Annotated in this window: 16 protein-coding genes; 7 read left to right on the forward strand and 9 right to left on the reverse strand. The window is 46.0% G+C overall.

Features of this window, described 5'->3' with window-relative positions; all coding sequences use genetic code 11:
• The first annotated feature begins 49 nt into the window (after positions 1-49).
• A complete protein-coding gene (locus HUF13_RS03100; protein WP_173473761.1) occupies positions 50-1,216 on the forward strand; it encodes an RNA methyltransferase in 1,167 nt (388 codons plus the stop codon).
• A gap of 176 nt (positions 1,217-1,392) precedes the next feature.
• On the forward strand, positions 1,393-3,195 hold the full coding sequence (locus HUF13_RS03105) for a CotH kinase family protein (protein ID WP_173473762.1): 1,803 nt from the start codon (positions 1,393-1,395) through the stop codon (positions 3,193-3,195).
• A 181-nt stretch (positions 3,196-3,376) separates the two neighbouring features.
• Here HUF13_RS03105 and cysK read toward each other — a convergent pair whose 3' ends face one another.
• Genes cysK through HUF13_RS03120 form a run of 3 tightly spaced genes read right to left on the reverse strand, consistent with a single transcriptional unit; the run spans position 3,377 to position 6,446 of the window.
• Complete coding sequence (gene cysK, locus HUF13_RS03110) at positions 3,377-4,297, reverse strand: cysteine synthase A (protein ID WP_173473763.1); 921 nt, start codon at positions 4,295-4,297, stop codon at positions 3,377-3,379.
• Between the two features lie 47 nt (positions 4,298-4,344).
• Positions 4,345-5,622, reverse strand: coding sequence for a hypothetical protein (locus HUF13_RS03115; protein WP_173473764.1), 1,278 nt, complete (start codon positions 5,620-5,622; stop codon positions 4,345-4,347).
• A complete protein-coding gene (locus HUF13_RS03120) occupies positions 5,619-6,446 on the reverse strand; it encodes a TIGR02147 family protein (protein WP_173473765.1) in 828 nt (275 codons plus the stop codon). The genes HUF13_RS03115 and HUF13_RS03120 overlap by 4 nt, the downstream gene beginning before the upstream one ends.
• Before the next feature lie 249 nt (positions 6,447-6,695).
• Between HUF13_RS03120 and rbr the strand changes: the two genes are divergently transcribed.
• Positions 6,696-7,235 (forward strand): rubrerythrin, encoded by a 540-nt coding sequence (rbr, locus tag HUF13_RS03125; RefSeq protein WP_173473766.1) that lies wholly within the window; start codon positions 6,696-6,698, stop codon positions 7,233-7,235.
• A gap of 299 nt (positions 7,236-7,534) precedes the next feature.
• On the opposite strand, the gene HUF13_RS03130 is transcribed toward rbr, so the two are convergent.
• A complete protein-coding gene (locus HUF13_RS03130) occupies positions 7,535-9,037 on the reverse strand; it encodes a T9SS type A sorting domain-containing protein (protein WP_173473767.1) in 1,503 nt (500 codons plus the stop codon).
• A 208-nt stretch (positions 9,038-9,245) separates the two neighbouring features.
• Between HUF13_RS03130 and HUF13_RS03135 the strand changes: the two genes are divergently transcribed.
• Both HUF13_RS03135 and HUF13_RS03140 read left to right on the forward strand, forming a co-directional pair.
• Positions 9,246-10,388, forward strand: a complete 1,143-nt coding sequence (locus HUF13_RS03135) for a DUF4434 domain-containing protein (RefSeq protein WP_173473768.1) — start codon at positions 9,246-9,248, stop codon at positions 10,386-10,388.
• 33 nt (positions 10,389-10,421) lie between these two features.
• Complete coding sequence (locus HUF13_RS03140; protein WP_173473769.1) at positions 10,422-11,606, forward strand: DUF4419 domain-containing protein; 1,185 nt, start codon at positions 10,422-10,424, stop codon at positions 11,604-11,606.
• On the opposite strand, the gene HUF13_RS03145 is transcribed toward HUF13_RS03140, so the two are convergent.
• A complete protein-coding gene (locus HUF13_RS03145; protein ID WP_173473770.1) occupies positions 11,603-11,791 on the reverse strand; it encodes a hypothetical protein in 189 nt (62 codons plus the stop codon). The two genes, HUF13_RS03140 and HUF13_RS03145, sit on opposite strands and share 4 nt — an antisense overlap.
• A 125-nt stretch (positions 11,792-11,916) precedes the next feature.
• On the opposite strand from HUF13_RS03145, the gene HUF13_RS03150 reads away from it, so the two are divergent.
• Both HUF13_RS03150 and HUF13_RS03155 read left to right on the forward strand, forming a co-directional pair.
• Positions 11,917-12,264, forward strand: coding sequence for a hypothetical protein (locus HUF13_RS03150; protein WP_173473771.1), 348 nt, complete (start codon positions 11,917-11,919; stop codon positions 12,262-12,264).
• 101 nt (positions 12,265-12,365) lie between these two features.
• Complete coding sequence (locus HUF13_RS03155; protein ID WP_173473772.1) at positions 12,366-12,503, forward strand: hypothetical protein; 138 nt, start codon at positions 12,366-12,368, stop codon at positions 12,501-12,503.
• 420 nt (positions 12,504-12,923) lie between these two features.
• Here HUF13_RS03155 and HUF13_RS03160 read toward each other — a convergent pair whose 3' ends face one another.
• The 4 genes from HUF13_RS03160 to HUF13_RS03175 all read right to left on the reverse strand — a co-directional run bounded on the left by HUF13_RS03160 (position 12,924) and on the right by HUF13_RS03175 (position 18,572).
• Positions 12,924-13,289 carry a hypothetical protein gene (locus tag HUF13_RS03160; protein ID WP_173473773.1) on the reverse strand — a complete coding sequence of 122 codons (366 nt, stop codon included), beginning with the start codon at positions 13,287-13,289 and terminating at the stop codon, positions 12,924-12,926.
• A 118-nt stretch (positions 13,290-13,407) separates the two neighbouring features.
• The gene (locus HUF13_RS03165; protein ID WP_173473774.1) at positions 13,408-16,656 is read right to left on the reverse strand and encodes a type I restriction endonuclease subunit R; all 3,249 of its coding nucleotides are present in this window, start codon (positions 16,654-16,656) and stop codon (positions 13,408-13,410) included.
• A 9-nt stretch (positions 16,657-16,665) separates the two neighbouring features.
• Positions 16,666-17,763, reverse strand: coding sequence for a nucleotidyl transferase AbiEii/AbiGii toxin family protein (locus HUF13_RS03170; protein WP_173473775.1), 1,098 nt, complete (start codon positions 17,761-17,763; stop codon positions 16,666-16,668).
• An 86-nt stretch (positions 17,764-17,849) separates the two neighbouring features.
• Complete coding sequence (locus HUF13_RS03175; protein ID WP_369697072.1) at positions 17,850-18,572, reverse strand: DUF6577 family protein; 723 nt, start codon at positions 18,570-18,572, stop codon at positions 17,850-17,852.
• Positions 18,573-18,782 lie beyond the last annotated feature (210 nt).

Below are 18,782 nucleotides of genomic sequence, written 5' to 3' on the forward strand. Positions count from 1 at the left end.
CTAAATTCTATTAACTAGTTACTAAAATTTTTTCACGGAGATTCCGAAAATGAGTTTCAACAATGACGACAGCCGTCGCGGTTTTGGCAACGATCGCAAGCGCAATTTTGGCCGCTCCCCGCGCCCGAATTTTGACGAAAACAGGTTCAACCGCGAACACCCGGACGAAGCCACCGCACCGCACAGTGACCGTGAAAATCGCGGCTTTGGAGAACGTCCAGAACGCCGCAGTTTTGGCGAACGCGCTACAGAACGCCGTGGTGGCATCGGAAGCCAGGCTCATCTCCGTCGCGACCGCGAGAATTTCGCCAGCCGTCCGAGCCGTTTCGAAGAACGCGCAGAACATCATAGCTTAAGCGACCGCCCCACATTTGACGACCGTCGCAATTTCAACAGCGAGCGCCGCGAATTTGACAAAAGTCGCGCCAATCAAGAAAACTTCGTGCCCGCAGTTGGCGATGCCGATGCAGCACCGCAAGTCGCCGTCGGTGGCATCAAGGAAGTCGAAGAACTTCTGAACAAAAGCCCGTTGCAGGTCCACCGCGTGCTCTTCATGCACAAGTCCGGCAACCCGAAGCTCTATGAACTCCAGAAGCTTGCCAAACGCGCCCACGTGCACGTTCAGCAGGTCGATTCCAAGATTCTCGATAGCTATGCCCGCCCGAACCACGGCGTTGTGGCTCTCATGAACGAGAAGGAACTGCTCAACTGGATGGACGTCCGCGAAGAATTTTTCAAGGCCCGCGACACTGGCGAAAAGAAACTTATCGCCGTTGCAACCAACATCGAAGACCCGCGTAACCTTGGCGCCTGCATCCGTAGCTCGCTTGCCCTGGGTGTCGATATTCTGCTCCTCCCCGCGAAAGGAATGTGCGGCATCACACCGAGCGTCGCCCGAACCTCTGCAGGAGCCCTCGAAAAGCTCCGCATCTGCCGTCCGGACAATCTCGAAGGCGCCATTGGCGAACTCAAGATGGCCGGTTACCAGATTTTGGGACTCGATGCCGACACCGAAACAAACCTCGCCGGCTTTGACTTTGCCGACCACGTTGTTCTTGCTGTCGGCGGCGAAGACGTAGGCCTCCCCCCGTTCATCAAAAAGCAGTGCGATGCCGTACTCCGCATCCCGATGAAACCCGAAGCTCATTCCTACAATGCTTCCGTAGCACTATCCCTTGGCCTTTACGAATACGCCCGCTTGCGCATAAAGGCATAAAAGTCCTTTTTTTGAGACAAAATCGCCGTTGTAAGATTGTAAACACAAACAACGCGTAAACAGAATTAAACACACCTCTTTTACAGAGGTGCGTTTATATTTAGGTGGGATGGATAAGGAGTGTGGATAGCTTTATGTTAAAAAAAATCATATTACCATGTTGTTTTGCAGCAGGAATGTCTCTAGCGCAAACTTACGATTTGCCCATAGTCTTCGTGGACACCAAGGGTAAATGCCTCGATAATAAAGTCACCGAAAAAATTCCCGCAACCATGCGAGTACTGGACGGGAAAACAAACAATGTGGCAGACAGTGCTAAAGGCACGTTCTACAACATTGGAATCAAGGTCAGAGGCCAGTCCTCCGCCATGTTCCCCAAACCGGGTTACGGCGTAGAAGTCCGCGATTCAACGGGTGAAGGCATGGACGTAAGTTTGTTCAACCTTCCGCCTGCAGACGACTGGGTTTTCCACGGTCCTTATGTTGACAAGAGTATGCTCCGAAATGCTCTTGCTCATTGGCTTTTTAGACAGGCAGGCCGTTACAGCCCGCGCACCAAGCATTTTGACTTGTACATCAACGGCGTTTACCGCGGCGTGTACGTGCTCATCGAAAAAATCAAACGTGGCAAGTACCGCGTTGACGTAAGCAAGCTAAAAGAAACCGACATTGCAGGCGATAGCCTTACCGGCGGTTACATTTGGGCATTCGACAAGACCGGAACCAACACCGGTGGCGCAGGCAGTGGCCCAATTGAAAAGGAAGGATTTAGCACTTCTGACGGCTTGAACGTCATTTTGCACTACCCCAAGAAAGAAAACATTCAAAAACAGCAGGAAAACTACCTGAAACAATATTTGAACAATCTTGAAGGCTTGTTCAAGAATGGTGGTAGCGGAAAGGGCTACGACAAGTATGTCGATGTTGGCTCTGCTGTTGACTACGTTTTGCACCAGGAAGTCACCAACAACGCTGACTCCTATTGGTGCAGCTTCTTCTTGTACAAACCCAAAGATAAGGGTGGCAAGAATGGCAAAGAACTCAAAGAAGGCAAAGTTACACTTGGCCCTCCATGGGACTTCAACCTCGCTATGAGCAATGGCAGCCAGCCCGAAAATGGTGGCGGCCAAGGCGGCGGTGGCGGCGGCATGTGGGGTGGCGGCGGCTGGGGCGGTGGCTTCGGTGGCGGCTTTGGCGGCGGCATGGGTGGCTTTAGCAGCTCAGGCAATGGCTGGCAAATTGAAAACAGCATGAAGAGCGGTGGTGGCATGATGGGAAGTTCCTTGAAGGCTCCGAACTGGCTCTTGAAAATGTGGAAAGACGCCGATTACCAGAAAGAACTGAAGGCTCGTTGGGCAGAACTCCGCAGTGGCGTTTGGCACACCAAAACTTTAGACCTCTACTTGGATTCCATGAAGACGTACCTGAAGAGCGCTGCCGACAGAAACTTCAAGCGTTGGCCGAACTTGGGCAAGGCTAGCGGTCAAAACGATCCTGATCCACAGCCGATGAAATTCTGCAACAGCAGTGGTGGTGGCTTTGGCATGGCCATGGGTGGCTACAATGCAACAACTTGGGACGGCGAAGTCGAACATCTCCGCAAAAAGATGAAAGAAAGAATGCAGTGGATGGACGAACAGCTTGGTTTCAAGGAACCGGCACAAGCCATCGTTACCGAACCCATTATTCACGAACCCGATTGGCAAAAGGAACAAGACGAAAAGAATAAAGATTCCATTCCGTTGGGTATCCGCTTTGATGACTTGAGCAGACTGTCTCCGACGAACTTCTTTGTCGTCATTGGCAATTACCTCGAAGTCAATACAGATATCGGTGGAACATTTGCCATTATCGATTTGAACGGCGCCGTCTTGTACAAGACCCGAATCGAAAAGGGAAAGACCACTTTGGAAGTTCCAGCCAAGGCTAGAGACAAGCATTGGATTGCAACGCTTAACGGCAAGATGCTTTCTAAATAAGCTTCTGAACGAGTTCCTCACTTAATAAAAATGCCGGCTCACCGAGAGTCGGCATTTTCCTTTCAAGAAATAATGGATCCCGTCGCTACGCTCCAGGATGACGAGTGTGTAAGGTGATCCCGGAATGGTTCGGCAGGCTCACCAACCTTAATCCGGGGTGACATTGCGTCCGTAATGATAATTACGTGTTCCAGAGCCAGGTGCTGAGGTAACGCTCGCCAGTATCCGGCAAGAGCGCCACAATGCGCTTGCCCTTGAATTCCGGGCGCTTGGCGACGGTGAGGGCGCATTCAAGAGCGGCCCCCGACGAAATCCCGACAAAGATTCCTTCTTCGGCAGCGGCAGCACGAGCGGCATCTCCCGCTTTTTGCGTGCTCGTCAAATAAACTTCGTCAACCACCTTCGGGTCGTAGTTCTTTGGAACAAAGTTTGCGCCGATGCCCTGGATTTTATGCGGGCCCGCAACACCCTTAGAAATCATCGGAGAATCGTCCGGTTCAATAGCAATCACGTAGATGTTCGGATTCTTTTCCTTAAGGAACTTTGCCGTTCCGCTTACGGTTCCGCCCGTGCCTGCGGTAGCGATAAACACATCCACCTTGCCTTCCGTATCACGCCAGATTTCAGGACCGGTCGTGCGGTAATGCGCTTCAGGATTTGCGGGATTGTCGAACTGCTGCGGAATAAAACTCCCCGGATTAGCGGCAGCGATTTCGTTCGCCTTTGCGATGCAGCCCGCCATGCCCTTTGCACCTTCTGTCAACACCACTTCGGCGCCAAGCGATTTCAAAAGCATGCGGCGTTCCATGCTCATGGAATCCGGCATCGTGAGCACGACCTTGTAGCCCTTGACGGCCCCCACATAAGCAAGGCCCACACCCGTGTTACCGCTCGTCGGCTCAATGATGAGCGCGCCCGGCTTGAGCTTGCCTTCTTGTTCAGCACGATTAATCATGTTCAGCGCCACGCGGTCCTTTGCGCTACCGAGCGGGTTGAACATTTCGAGCTTTACATAGACTTCAGCCTCGCCCTTGTTGAGCTTGTTGATGCGCACCAGCGGCGTATTGCCAATCGTTTCGAGAATGTTGTTATAAATAGCCATAAAAAAGTTCTCCGTACTATACGGAGAACAATCTAGTATTTTTTATTTTATTTTGGCTCCGCAAACAATTGATATTCATTTTTGCACAGGTTGCGCTGTTGGCCAACAATCGATTCGAACGATATGCCAGAAAAGTTTTTGACAACACACGTTAAAGCCACCCTTATTGGAATTTCAGACAGGAACACAAAATTATCGACATACATCCCCGCCGATGATTCACACTCCGCTTGAAATAAATCCTTTACCATAGGTGCAGAAGAGCCAATTTTGCCATAAGCCAAGTACACGATTAAGGAGTCCCTATAAAGAATCGTCGATTCAAGATTCGCTTCGCCATCAAACATGAGCGTCGTGAAAACATCAAAATAGCGCACCAAACCACGTTCTTCACTATACAAATCCACATTGCAACGATTAAGAGACGACGTACCTTCAACAAAATAATTCTCTTTTGATGTCGTCCATTCATATTGTGCATAGTCATGCACCATGTGCGATACGCCAGAATATTCATCTTTTACATTTTTAGAGCGGTATGACCACGCAAGACTATCCATAAAAGCTTGTTCGCTTTCTGAAATGACCATCGCCATTGAATCAACATTCGGTTTTATAATAAATAAACGTTTTGCAATGGTATCGACACCATCAACAGAACCCGAAGGCAACTCGGGACGATAATCCACAGAATCCGCTGCTCCCGAGCCTACAGGAATATCACCGCAAAGGCCGTCCGATTCTTGTACAAAATCACTGACTATCGCATCGAAGTCCATCACGGGATCCGAGTTTAGCGCAGAGCACCCCGGCGTAATACACATCCTCAAAGAATCAATTTCGTTTATATAGCAGGAAGCTTTCAATCGACCATTTCCACTACAATCCGCTCCTGAGGCAAAATTCCAGATGCCACGCGCGCAAGAACGTTTGAACAAATTGAAAATACTATCGCAATCACTGCCGAAATTATCCAAGTACAGCATTTTTTGCACCGAACGATTTTCATTTATAATGAATCTCAACGTATAAACCTTTTGGCCTACAGAACACGACGCTTCGGCACCATGCTCTGCGGCATAGACAGAGACTTCGCCCCGTGAAACAGATAACACCTTCGTCGGTTCCGTCTTGAACTCTATGGATGGCATTGCATCCGAACTGCTATTGACCACATCCGTAGAACTGCTGATATCTACAGCAACGGACGAACTGCTGTTCTGCGCCACCGTACTCGGTTCAATCGCAGCCCCCGCAGACTTATCATCGGAACAGCCCATAAAAGCGAGAACTACCACCACAGCCAATTTTATTACTTTATTCATCGTTTCTCCTCCATTTTTTTCGTCAAAGGGAACAACTGAAGATTCAGTCGATAAACTTGATTGATGTTTTCGTATTCCGCAGCAATACTCACCGCCTTGCGGATAAACACATCCATTTCCTGCGAGATGCGAGCGTAAGCTTCTTCGCAAAGCCCTAGCGTCACCCCCGTGATATGGCGTTCTTCCGAAGGGAACTTGTCTACAGCAATTTTTGCAAGCGAGGCCATTTCTTTATGCATCGCACGAATCGCAATAGGCACAGATTCCTTAGAACCGATTACTGTTTTTTCAGTCTGTACATACAAATGCTCATCTTCACGCTTGAGAAAACCGGTCTTTACAAGGAACGCAAGCGAATCGCGAACCTCTTCGGCCGAAATATTTTGGAGGCACGCTTTCGCCATTTCGAGCGGCTTTGCCCCCGGCATCATCGGAGCGAGTTCACGAATCGTCGGGTTTTTCCACGAATCGTAAAAGCGGAACGCTTCTGCATCGACGACACGCACCTTGTGCTCGCGAGCAATTTTTTGCATTTCCAGGAGAGCTTTTTTTTTCGCATCATCTTTTGTGGCATTGCCAAAACGAACCATCTCTTGGAAATACGCAAACTCGTAGCCCACAAGACCCATCGCATGCGCCACCTGTTCCATTTTGACCAAACTAAGACTGCTCTTATTTTCACACACAAGCTTCAAGTAAACCGGCGACTTGAAACCCGCCCGCTTTGAAAATTCTCGCCATGAAAACGCACCGGTCCTTTTACGTTCATCGTAAAAGTCCTGCATGTAAAGGCGATAATCTTTGTATTCAGTTATCGAACGCATTGATAAATAGGTTATAGATATTAGGGTTTTAGGGGTTTCGCATGAATAAATATAAAGATTCGCGAAATAAAAATCAACACAAAAATGATACAAAATTAAAGATTTTTACAAAATTTACGCAATTTTTCAAATATATTTCCAATTTAAAAATCTAAAAGATACACATCGTATCATTTAGCGGAAAAACTTTTTGAAGACTATTCCAAAAAAAATTATATTAATGACAACAACCTATTACACGAGGGATTTATGGCAAATAAATACGCAGGCACACAAACCGAAAAGAACCTTGAAGCCGCATTCGCCGGCGAATCGCAGGCTCGCAACAAGTACACCTACTTCGCCAGCCGCGCCAAAAAGGACGGATTCGAACAGATCGCAGCTATGTTCCAGAAGACGGCCGACAACGAAAAAGAACACGCTAAGCTTTGGTTCAAGGAACTCGAAGGCATTGGCGACACCGCCCAGAATCTGAAGGCAGCGGCCGACGGTGAAAACTACGAATGGACGGACATGTACGAAAGCTTCGCTAAGACCGCCGAAGCAGAAGGTTTCAATGAACTCGCCCAGAAATTCCGCCGCGTCGCCGCCATCGAAAAGATGCACGAAGAACGCTACCGCGCCCTCCTCAAGAACGTGGAAACCGCCCAGGTGTTCGAAAAATGCGAAGTCAAGGTCTGGGAATGCCGCAACTGCGGACACATCGTCGTGGGCACGAAGGCCCCGGAAATCTGCCCCGTCTGCGCCCACCCGCAAGCCTACTTCGAAGTACATGAAGAAAATTACTAAGAGCCGAGTGTCGCAGAAAAATGCTTGCATTTTTCTATGACCGAGGCGAAAAGTAAGGCGCTTCAGCGCCATTACTAAGAGCCGAACGCCGCAAAAACAAGCTCGCTTGTTTCTATGACCGAGGCGAAAAGTAAGGCGCCTTAGCGCCACTATTAATAACATCGCAAAACTCAATTGAGACTGCGCACTGCCAATTTTCATTGGCGGTGTTTTTTATTGCTCCCTCCCACAAAAAAAGTCACCCCCAGCGCGGAGGGTGACTTAAAAAGCAACATTATATTAATGCTTACGGCACTACATTAGCGCACTTGCATTTTCAAGGTCTTGGCAGAAGAGCCTTGCTGCACACGGACAACGTAAGAGCCGCTAGAGAGCATTCCGAAGGTATGAGCGAAGCTGCCAGAAGCAACCTTTTCGCTGTGAGATTCAACAGCATTGCCCATCATGTCAAACACTTCTACCTTCACAACGCCAGCCTTGGCAACAGACACATGCAACGTGCGACCTTGGAGAGAAGCCTTGAAGCTAGCACGAGCTGCGCCAACCTGAATAGCACTCTTAGTAGGCAATGTTCCAACGCACTTCACATTATCAACAGCCAAAGATGTTCCGAGGTTCGAGGCAGTAACTTTTTCGTCAACGACCCAAGTCAGCTTGGACACCTTGGCCCAAGAGAAGGCGACGATGTTGCTCGGGGAAACTTCGGCAACCCAATCGGGCTGTTCCATGGTAGAAACCGTTACGGTCTTCCAGCCTGTAGAGGCATTCTGATCGCCAGCAACGTGTTCGTAGCCTGCATCGGCCTTAACACCAGTCACAGAGCCACGCAAGTGGTGACCAGAGCCCTTGTAATCGTACTGGACAGCGGTGCAACCAGAAAGCGTACCGGCATCAAAAGCGACTTCCATACCTACAGACGGATAGGTTGTGTCACCCGGAGTAATGCCAGAAATGCCCTTCATTTCGACATAGTTGTTAGAAGCTTCCTTAACAACAATATCCCAAGACTTGTTTGCATCTTGCGTATTGGTGAAAGATCCACCTGCTTCGTACAGGTACCAGTAAGCAGCCTTGCCGAGACTTTCAGCAGTGGTGTTGCCATCTTCAAAGTCGTCAATAACTGTGGTCGTGCCCGTTTTCGGCGGATTCGTAGAACCGCCACCAGGATTGCTACTACCACCAGCATAGCCGGCGCAGTTCACATCGTCAATGTAGAGATAATCGGCAGAAGCTTCGCCCTTGACTTCCCATGCAAGTTGTACCACATTCGCCATCTTCAAAGCAACCGTAGTACCCCAGCCAGCATCTTGTTTAAGTGCCGAGACGCTAACACTAGCCGTGGACCAGCTTGAGCTGCCGGCAACAGCTTTGTAATGTCTGTTATATTCAGTCAAGCCGCCCGTTTCGTCACCATCCATGACGGCCTTAAGATTATGGCCTGCGCCCTTGTACTTGTAAGAAATCGTGGTACAGCCAGAAAGACCACCAGCGACATTCAAACCAAGAACGACATACGGATCATACGGATTATCACCCTGAACCAATTGAATTCCAGTCAAACCAGCACCATATTCAGAGCCACCCGCAGCAGCTTCAGGAATCACGACAACAAGACCGTATTCATCTTCCGTATTCGTGTAAGACGAAGCACCCTTGTCATTTTTGTCGTTGTAAGCGTACCAAGCATCATTCTTGCCACCGGTACTTGCCAAGCCGTTACCATCTTCAAAGTCATCAATGTTTGCGGCTGCAGAAGCCAGAGTTGCTGTTGCACAAAGCGTAAATAGGATTTTCTTTTTCATCCTTTCCTCCATGTTTGTTAGGCTATAATTTAATTTCAACAACGTTGAAAGTCAAGCAGTTTATTAACATACTTTTTCACTTTTTTGACCATTTTGGGGTTCAATCGCCATTTTTACCATTACCGAAGTCGAGCAAACTGGCCATCATAGACGTTTTTCGAGCTTGGCGGACTTTTTTAATAGACAGAAAACAGATTATATTTCTATTATGTCCTCCATTCGACAACTCCCCTACTATGTTTGGTTTGCGCTCGCTTTGGGCGGTTTTGGGATGTGCGCGGCAGCGAATTTTGACGGAGTTTTTGACGCGGGTTGGACAACGGCTTACCAATCAGCGGATTCAATCAACCACATGCATAAACGGCTGAAAGCTCTCGGCATGGAGCAAGTCGTGTTGCAATATGCAGCGGTAGAAAAGACGCATTTGTATTATCCTTCTCAGCTGGATTTTTTGCAAAACACGCAGTACAAAAACAAGCAGCTTTTCCCAAAGAGCATCGACGCGGCAAAGGCTGCCGGGAACAAGCTTTGGCTTGGACTTTATTACGATGGTGAAAATTGGTACACACCGCCAACAGCTACGCAACTTGATACACTGGCAACACAAAATTTACAGGTACTTGACGAGCTGTATGCGCTTTACGGGAACGAAACCGTAATTGAAGGGGTTTATATACCGCAGGAAATAGCGCGCTATTATTGGGATGGGCTCAGAGTCGATGCAACGACAACTGCGCTTGCAACACATTTTTTGATTCCTGTTACGCGGTCCGCTCAAGCGAAAGGCTGGAAAGTCATGGCGGCACCGTTTTACAACCAAAACTTGGAAACACCCGAAAAATTGCAAACGTTTTTCGAATCACTTTTTGCAGCTGGATTCAAGCCAGATGTCATCGCGGTGCAAGATGGCGTTGGGGCTAGCGATACAGGCAAGCCGCATGCCAGCACTGCAACCGTCGGGAATTACGAACGGGCGGTCGCCAAAGCTTGTTCGCAATACGGGATTGAATTTTGGGTCGATCAAGAACTGTTCCGCACCGATGATTCGCACGCACTTGCCGATAGCGCTAGACTTTCCGCGCAATTGGATTCGGCACGAGCGGCTGGTGCATCAAAAGTTATCGCATATGATTTGGCCGTTCTCGGGAATTCGGGTTTGGACTCGCTTGAGAATTGGTTTCCGCGAGATCGTTCGCAGATGACAGAATCGATTTTTGAGATTCGCAGAATTCGCCAAGACGGGAATCGTCGCGGCACGAAACAGCGCACAACAGGCAACACACAAAACCACATCCATCCGCACGATAAAGATATCCGCTATTACAAGTTGAATGGTGCGAGAATCCCTTAGCTTTTATCGACTCGCATTTTGTATATTCAGCTCATGAATAAATTTATTTTCACTCTACTTTTTGCGGTCGGACTCGGAACTGCTTTTGCGGATGCAATTGTCAGGGACAAGAACATCAAAGAAAAAACGCCCCAATACGCCAAGACCGACATCATGAATTTTGGTGGAAGTAAAGTTTTACTGGACGAACGCACAGAAAAAACATACATTCAAAAATTAATAAGCGGAGCGTACCTCAAATTTCCACACCCGTTCGTCGCCATGGTCGGAATGGCATTTGCCAACCACCACTCTATTGAAATTTACCCTGACGACATTTGGCTTTTGCTGATGGACGGGATTCGCTTGCATGTCAAGAACAACCGCGACGCACTCAAAGAAAAATTTGTTCAAGACGGTTCCGATACAAACATCGTTATTATCGACAATTCCTTAACTTTGCAAGCCCCGCCAGCAGCGTGGAAAAGGCACATCACCGAGATTTATGACACGCTCTATCAAAAGCTGCCTGAAACGACAAGGACCGCATTTGATGTCGATTTTTCCACTTCGACCGCTATAGACAAATTCGTTTCAAAAACAATGCTCATGGCCATCAGTTCAGAATTCTATACCTACACTTCGGTAACAATGTGCGGCATCCCGAAAATTTTTATCAAAGGCACAAAAGAAGACTGGGAAAAATTGAAAAGTACATTCGACAACTTGGCAAACATTCTCGATATGCCTTGGTGGGCTGAACAAATCGATCCGATTCTCAAAGAGTTTGTCAACACTTTTGACAAAAAATACAACATGAAATTTTGGAGACGCATCTACAAAGATGTACCTCGTGGCAAAGGAAGCGGAACGCAGCCTAAAATCAATGGTTGGATAACCAAATTTTTCCCCTACATCGACAAGACGGGAGAATACAAAATGTATAAAGACTTTATTGCCGAAGTATTCGAATCATGGCCCGAAGAACAGAAAAAGACATTTAAAGCCCGTATGGAGGCCGATTCCATAGCCTCTCGGCAACACCGCACCGACTGGGTCGAGCCGCTCGAATATAAGGATTTTACAATCGGCAAAAGCGACATCACGATAAAGTGGAAATATCTTGACCGCGATATTCCCTTGCAACTATCCACCGGATTCTGGGGCGTAACCATCGATTCCAAAACAAAACGACTGAGAACCATCCGCGGATACGTGCTGACATGGGAAACGAATTAGGACTTTTTCGTTAATTTGCCGCCCGCGATAAGCACTAAAAAAGCGGCACCGCCTACACCCACAATTTTCTTGATATCGCTCCAAAATTCGCGACGTTTTTCTTTGCACGATTCGCAAAGTTTTTCGGAATCCGCGGCTTTATCGCAGCCGCATTTTTTGCAGGTATTCCATAATTTTTGAAGCATAGAATTAATCCTTAATTTTTGGGGTTTGGGCTTAGAAGTCTTTGTAAAATACCAAAATTTTTTAAATGAGAGTAGTGGGGATTACGGATTTGGGGAAAGGGCGCGCCACACCTATAGTTGACAAAATGACTGTTGCAATCGTTTTGTACAATGGAAAAGATCCATTCCGCATAGAAAAAGAGGTAATGTATCCGAATTATCCTGAATACTACCACAAGATTGGATTGCCGTTCTTGTTGGAAGTCGTTGACGTGAGTGAAATCTTCGAAGACTTTGAAATTCCGCAGATATCGCCTAAAATTGCGCTTGCATTAGTTGCGTTGAAGTACGTTTTTAACGGAGAAAAACTAAAGAAACACTTGAAGCCAGCCATGGCAGGACTCAAGTCTCTCCCTCGCGAAGAGGCTGAAGACTTTCTTACCCAAACTTTTATATATTTGACGCCTACGGCGTCCGCGGCGGCGGCTCGGTAATAAAAATATGCAAGCATATTTTTGCAACGCTCGCCTTGCACGCTTATTAATGCAGCGAAGTTTATGGATACAAGTCCATCGCCGAAGTCGAAGAAGAAGAAATGGCGGAAAAACTGGCTCAACGTGATCGCGATTGGATTGAGGCTATGTTTGCCAATCCCAAATTTACGGATGAAGACATCTCTAGCATTTCTGGCGTTCCGCTAAACGAAATCCAAAAACGTAGAGCACAACGTTAAGAATTCCATTTAAAAATCCACAGAGTCAAATCCGTGGATTTTTTTCAACTTATTTAGCTGTCTTTTTATCGCCATTTTTCAAATTTATCGCCGTTTTTTTGTCGCCACTTTTGGTATTTGTCGCCATTTTATCGTCGATTTAAGCAATTATCGCCACTTTTATCGCCGTTTTTCATATTTATCGCCGATTTCTGAATTCGTCGGCGATAAAAGTTGACTTTTGAATCAGTCAACTAAATCATTTATATTAAAGACAAATCCCTCGCAAAATGGATCGCCTTCTCTAGTAACATAAAATTGTTCACACGGAATATCTGTCTTGTACGACCACGGAATGCATTCGCCGCAATCATTCACGGCATCGCAACTATACCACAAAGCCGAAATATTATTGCATTTGCCGACACCATCCGTCAATTTTCAACAGCCCTTATTCTTTACCAAGTGAAATTTACCACCTTGAAAACAATCACCAAATGTACGAACAGCACCATCCACTTGAATCACATCATCAGAATAACCATAAACGATTACCAAACCGTTCCTTTTCGCACATTCCGCCTCGACATCATACAAGCCGTCTGAGAAATCGCGAAGGCTTAGAACCTCAGCAAACTGTTTTGCGGATAAAGTCTTTGTCTTCATTAATAAAACGTACTGCACCACTCGCTTTTGTTTTTTCCCGAAACGAGCCAAAGCCTTTTCTGCAATTATATTCGGGTCATCACAAACACTTGCAACTCCGTCAACGAAAAGGCAAACATCATGAATTAATTCTTTCGCCACTGAAAGCTCCTTTTTGTAGTTTTATCCATAAACTACATTCGCAGGAATGTTGCAGTCAAGAGGGTGTGCTGTTAGAGAATTAACATTGTTCTCTATTGACTCTATCAAAATCTGGCAATTATATTCCGCCTCTTGCCCAGCCATAGCCTTGCACGGCCATATCAATGAAGTGGCTCAGGAGCAGGTTGCTTTTGACGTTGAATAAATCAATGTCGTAGCAATCGGGCAGATGCGGAGGATCCTGCGCATCGAGAACTTCTTCGATCGTACTCTTGACTTTCGCGCGGGTCTGTTCGTCCTTGAACCAATCCACCACAAGAATTTTTTGACGATTGTCATGCAACTTGTGGAACAAAGCCTTAGATGTCAGCAAGACTTCCTGTTCCTGCGCCTTCGTCAGCTTTTTTCCCATCACGAGAAGGTCGAATATTTCAAGTTCTTCGTCGCTCAGACCCATTGTTGCCGAGCGTGAATCTTCCTTTTTCAATTCTTCGACGAGCTTTACCAGCTGCTCGTAGTAATCCTCATTTTCGGTGCCACCCGCATTGTAGCGGTTGATAATATTGCGGAACCGTTCCGAGAACTTGATACGCGTAACGTTGCGGTTTATCATTTGCCGTAAGGCCTTTTCGATAAACTCTTTCAAATCATTAATTTCGACGGCCTTGTATTTTGCCTGTTTGATTTCCTTGCGCAGTCCGTCGGCATCGATTTTAGAAAGGTCAATCAGCTTGGATCCGCGCATATACGACCCAACGCCCGATACATCACGGAGTTCTGTTGCTCCATCAGCCTTCACTCTTTCCGATGAAACACTGCTATCCAGCAAATCGCCCATGCGCTTACGGGCCTTGTTGATTTTTTCATCGTCAATAAGCCTGAAGAAAAGCCCGTGCAAATAAATAAGCGGACTGAATTTCGGATTACTCCAGTTGCGTTCAAAAATTTCCGGCTTAGAAGATTCATAAAGATTCATCAAGGTATTCAAAATCACCTTGAACTTGTTGACATCTTCATCAACAGAAATAATGGTGTCATAAGCATTGCGGAACTCGTCCAGTTTGTCGAACGTGGAGACTCCATCGAGAATCTTTTCAATATTGATATTCCGTTCCAGCAAAAACTTGTCCGCTTCGTCAATACAAGCGTCGATATAGCCAATCAATTCATCAATGTTCTTAGCCGGGAATTCCGCACCGTCATCGCCAATGGCATATGCAGCCAAAGCCTGTTTCATGAACTTGAACACGTTCACATAATCAACAATGATACCGCATGGTTTTCCCGGATACACGCGGTTTGCTCTGGCGATTGCCTGCATAAGCGTGTGGTTCTTCATCGGCTTGTCAAGATAGAGCGTAGAGAGGTTCGGAACGTCGAAACCCGTAAGCCACATGGCACACACAAACACAAGCTGCAGTTTGTCTTCAGGGTCCTTATAGCGATCCTCGATGTCCTTGCCTTCGGGCGTAATTTCGTTCATTTTCTTGCGATGAGCTGTAATATCAAGACCCTGTGCCTTGAACTTTTCATTTTCGTCCACTTCTTCCGAAACGATAACCGCCATTTCGACTTTATCCATGTAGTTCAAGATGGCGGTCAGGCGACCACGTTCTTCTTGTGTTGCGACATTATTCCGTTCAATGGTCAGCGCTTTCTTTTCTTCTTTCCAGTAGTGCTGAACCTTGTCGTACATCTTTACAGCGGTGAACTTATCTACCGAAACGACCATTCCCTTGCCGAGGAACCCGCGACGCGGAAAATGGTGTGCAATATCCCGAGCAATTTTATCCAAGCGGTCTTCGCGCTTGATGACTTCTAGAATGCGAGAACTAGAATTTTCAAGCAAAGTGGCTTCGGCGTCGTTCAGATTTTCATCTTCGATAATCGTCACGACATCGTCATCAAGGAAGTTGTTTTGCAAACCCACTTCAGGAACGCGACGGCTATAGAACAGCGGCACCGTCGAGCCATCTTCCACAGACTGCGCGAAGTTGTATTCCGAAACATAGTCGCCGAACCACTGGTTCGTCAGACGTTTGCTTCCCAATAACGGAGTGCCAGTAAAGGCAACGAAGTTCGCATTCGGCAACGCCGTGCGCATATTTTCGGCAAGAGTCTTGTATTGCGTGCGGTGTGCCTCATCCACCAACACGAAAATATCATCGCGGGTAGAAAGGACAGGGTATTTTTTACCCTTGTCGTAACCGAACTTATGAATCAGCGTGAATATAAAAGGCTTGTTCCCTTGCAAGTATTCGCGAAGCTGTTCGCCATTCTTGGGCTGGCATTCATCTTGCGGGCCGATGATTTCTGTCCGCAAGAAGTTCTTGTATATCTGCGTATCAAGGTCTTCGCGGTCGGTGATAATAAGGAACATGAAGTTGCCACTGAACTTACGCTTGACCTTACGGGCAAACATCGCCATCGAGTAACTCTTGCCGCTCCCTTGCGTATGCCAGAATACGCCCAACTTGCCGTCCAGTTCCTTACGGTTCTCTACGGCGCGGCACAAGTTGTTGACACCCATAAACTGGTGGTTCTTGGCGATAATCTTTATAGAACCGTTCTGGAACAGAATAAAATTTTCGATGTAGTCAATAAGGGTTGCCTTGTCGAGCAAACTTTTGACCATGTACTGCGCACTTACGCCTTCGCCTCGAATATACTTGCGGTCAATCTTGTCGCTTTCGCTTTTCTTGAGCCATTCGAAGAAGTAATCGTAGCTCGCGTTGAACGCGCCCAGCTTGGTTTCAAAACCGTTCGAAAGAACGCACACCTGGTTCAGGGCGAACAGATTCGGGATTTCTTTCCGGTAATCCTGGAGGTTCTTGTTGTAGGCTTCTTCAATCTTGACGGTGCTGTTCTTGAGTTCGATAAAAACTAGCGGCAACCCGTTGACAAACACCAGAACATCGGGGCGGCGAAAATGATAGTGTCCCTGAATCCACATTTGCGAAACGGCAGTAAACGTGTTGTTTTCGGGGTTGGCGAAATCAATAAGCGACACATCGCCAAAATCCGGCTTGCCGTCCTTGAGGAATGTGACGCGCACACCGTCACGAATTTTCTTATAGAGCGCGTAGTTGGTCGCCGTCATGTCGGTGCCGGAATAGTCGCGAACCAAATCCTGCGCAATCTCGTCCAGCTTGTTTGCGGGAACTTCGGGATTGAGCCTCGTGAGCGACTCGCGCAAAACAACAGGCAACACGCACTGCTTTTTGCTGGAACGCCCCGTGCCATCGGGCAGCACTTCCATCTTTTCCGGAGAAGGGTCGCAATGGACCACCTCGTAACCGAACTCCGGTGATTCCAGCATCTGGAGAATCGCTTGTTCGATATCATCTTCGGAAATAAAGGACTTCATGCCATAAAATTAACTCTTTAGCAATTCAAAAACACGAAACCAGTAATAAAAAGCCTCGGGATTTGACTTTTTTAGCTTATTTAGCTTAGTCCATACCGCCAAATCTGAACCAACAGAAGCCTCGATTTTCACCTCTGCAAGATTTTTCGCATTGGCAGAGGTGTATTTTTCAGGAATAAACATTCCTTTCAATAAGCACGCCGACAGATACGCAATCTTAGACGAATCAACAACCGCATTACTTAATCCATAACGATTCCCATAAACAAAGCTCTGCAACTTAGGAATCCCATGATTCAATAACGAAAAACGTTCTTTATCAGAATATCCATTTGTTCCTATGCACAAAGCCGTATTTATTGAATCCATCAGAACATCCTCAACACCAATTTTTAAGTTGCGATAATCCAACTCTACAGAAGCATTTTTCTTATAGACTTCAAAAACATTTTCAAAATTATCTAGAGAATCAAACAAGCAAGCCACATCAAACAATTGCTTCATAATTTCCAAAGAACAGTCCCTATCGTTTCCGGCCTTGTCCTTTTTAAAATAGGGAATCCCGGTTGTATTTGGAGCAAACGCAGCAAGTTTATCGCCAAGAATATCGGATTTTGAGGGAACATTGACCCAAACATTTTCGCCTTCGATCTTTAAAAAAGGACTCTGTACAGCCTTATTCTCAACTTGTTTATAAGGAGAATCTTCCAAAAGAACATCTAGCAATACATAATCGCTCCGACTCCCGTTATAAGCGACTTGGTAATTATACTTTGCGTGCATCTTAGGAACATTGAATCTCGATTTTCTATTCACAAGCTCAGGCTTTTCAAACCCATAATCATTGGCATACATACCTATATACCTTTCAACGTCCGTCCCAGGAGCACAAATAATATCAATGTCAACCGATAGACGTTTTTCAGTATTGAAATGCAGCATCAAACACGAACCGCCCTTAAAAACAAACGGACAACCGCTACGAGCTAACGCCTCAAGTAAAGAAAACGCACGGATAGTCTTTTCAAGTAACGCTACATCAGAAACCCGATACTTCTTTGAAACAAACGTTATCCATTCCCTCGTCCTACTTTCTGGAGAAATCATTTACGCACCTCTTTTTACAACCATATGATATATACATAATGATCTCTCCCCGCGCAATAGGTGCAACTTTTCGCCACAAAAGGGGATTAAGCGATATTCGCAAGCAAAGACTCAACCTCTTTCAGCTTATTCCTTCTGCTAGCGTAACGTTTTAGAGCCTTCACATTTATATCGTATAAATCAAAAGCTTTCTGATACACATAAACAGTTTCCATACCGCGAAGAAAGTAGAATTCATTATCGCAGAGAATATCAACGAGAATTTTTTCGAGCCTCGGAGCATTGAGTTCATCAGTTTTATCTAAAGGTCCCTGACTGACTAAATTTTTAACGACAATAATTTTTTTTGACGAGGAAAAATATTCCATCGTCTCTAGCGATGGATTCTTTAGGACAATCCTTTTGTCAGGTTCATTAAGCCGATCTGCAACAGCATCGACCACATCCTTTTCGGCTTCAATAATTACGAAATTCACCATCGGAACATGCTGCGTAAAATACGCAAGTTCCTTTACATTCCAAGCACACAATTGAGCGAAAGGAAAACTCTGCTTTAAAAACGAATACAGTTTTTTTTCCGCAAGAGAGTCTTCTGTTCGGAAACCATTTTTTTGTGATTCGGCAATTTCGTACACATCATCCCCCACCTTTACCAATTGCTTTTTAGCAACCATTTTTTGGATGGCGTTATGCACCGACATCAGCGAATACTCAACTTTTGAATTGAACAAAGAAACAAGAAGTTCCTCTAAACGGAATTTCCTATTGTTTTTCAGCGCAAAATCCTTAATGTCCAAGTCAACATTCATAATCGATATAAATATAGCTCGTATTTGTCAAAAAATCAAGTAATTTGACATTTTAAACATATTTTTATACATTTAAAATTGCTTATTTTTGCAAATATATAGTCATTTTCAATTAAAAAGTGGCAAAAATATAAAACACTATTATGAAAATAATTTTTGTCAAAAATTTGTTAAATTTGACAAAGACAACAAAAAAAAACACCTATTTTT

This window comes from Fibrobacter succinogenes (assembly GCF_902779965.1).
GTDB classification, from domain to species: domain Bacteria; phylum Fibrobacterota; class Fibrobacteria; order Fibrobacterales; family Fibrobacteraceae; genus Fibrobacter; species Fibrobacter succinogenes_F.

Excerpts from the sequence above, each read along its gene's own strand:
- HUF13_RS03170 (WP_173473775.1), bottom strand. The coding sequence starts at position 17,763 with ATGATTTCTCCAGAAAGTAGGACGAGGGAATGGATAACGTTTGTTTCA.
- HUF13_RS03155 (WP_173473772.1), top strand. The coding sequence starts at position 12,366 with ATGGCGGAAAAACTGGCTCAACGTGATCGCGATTGGATTGAGGCTATG.
- HUF13_RS03175 (WP_369697072.1), bottom strand. The coding sequence starts at position 18,572 with ATGAATGTTGACTTGGACATTAAGGATTTTGCGCTGAAAAACAATAGG.
- HUF13_RS03130 (WP_173473767.1), bottom strand. The coding sequence starts at position 9,037 with ATGAAAAAGAAAATCCTATTTACGCTTTGTGCAACAGCAACTCTGGCT.
- HUF13_RS03145 (WP_173473770.1), bottom strand. The coding sequence starts at position 11,791 with ATGCTTCAAAAATTATGGAATACCTGCAAAAAATGCGGCTGCGATAAA.
- HUF13_RS03120 (WP_173473765.1), bottom strand. The coding sequence starts at position 6,446 with ATGCGTTCGATAACTGAATACAAAGATTATCGCCTTTACATGCAGGAC.
- HUF13_RS03100 (WP_173473761.1), top strand. The coding sequence starts at position 50 with ATGAGTTTCAACAATGACGACAGCCGTCGCGGTTTTGGCAACGATCGC.
- HUF13_RS03165 (WP_173473774.1), bottom strand. The coding sequence starts at position 16,656 with ATGAAGTCCTTTATTTCCGAAGATGATATCGAACAAGCGATTCTCCAG.
- HUF13_RS03150 (WP_173473771.1), top strand. The coding sequence starts at position 11,917 with ATGACTGTTGCAATCGTTTTGTACAATGGAAAAGATCCATTCCGCATA.
- HUF13_RS03135 (WP_173473768.1), top strand. The coding sequence starts at position 9,246 with ATGTCCTCCATTCGACAACTCCCCTACTATGTTTGGTTTGCGCTCGCT.
- HUF13_RS03105 (WP_173473762.1), top strand. The coding sequence starts at position 1,393 with ATGTCTCTAGCGCAAACTTACGATTTGCCCATAGTCTTCGTGGACACC.
- cysK (WP_173473763.1), bottom strand. The coding sequence starts at position 4,297 with ATGGCTATTTATAACAACATTCTCGAAACGATTGGCAATACGCCGCTG.
- rbr (WP_173473766.1), top strand. The coding sequence starts at position 6,696 with ATGGCAAATAAATACGCAGGCACACAAACCGAAAAGAACCTTGAAGCC.
- HUF13_RS03115 (WP_173473764.1), bottom strand. The coding sequence starts at position 5,622 with ATGAATAAAGTAATAAAATTGGCTGTGGTGGTAGTTCTCGCTTTTATG.
- HUF13_RS03140 (WP_173473769.1), top strand. The coding sequence starts at position 10,422 with ATGAATAAATTTATTTTCACTCTACTTTTTGCGGTCGGACTCGGAACT.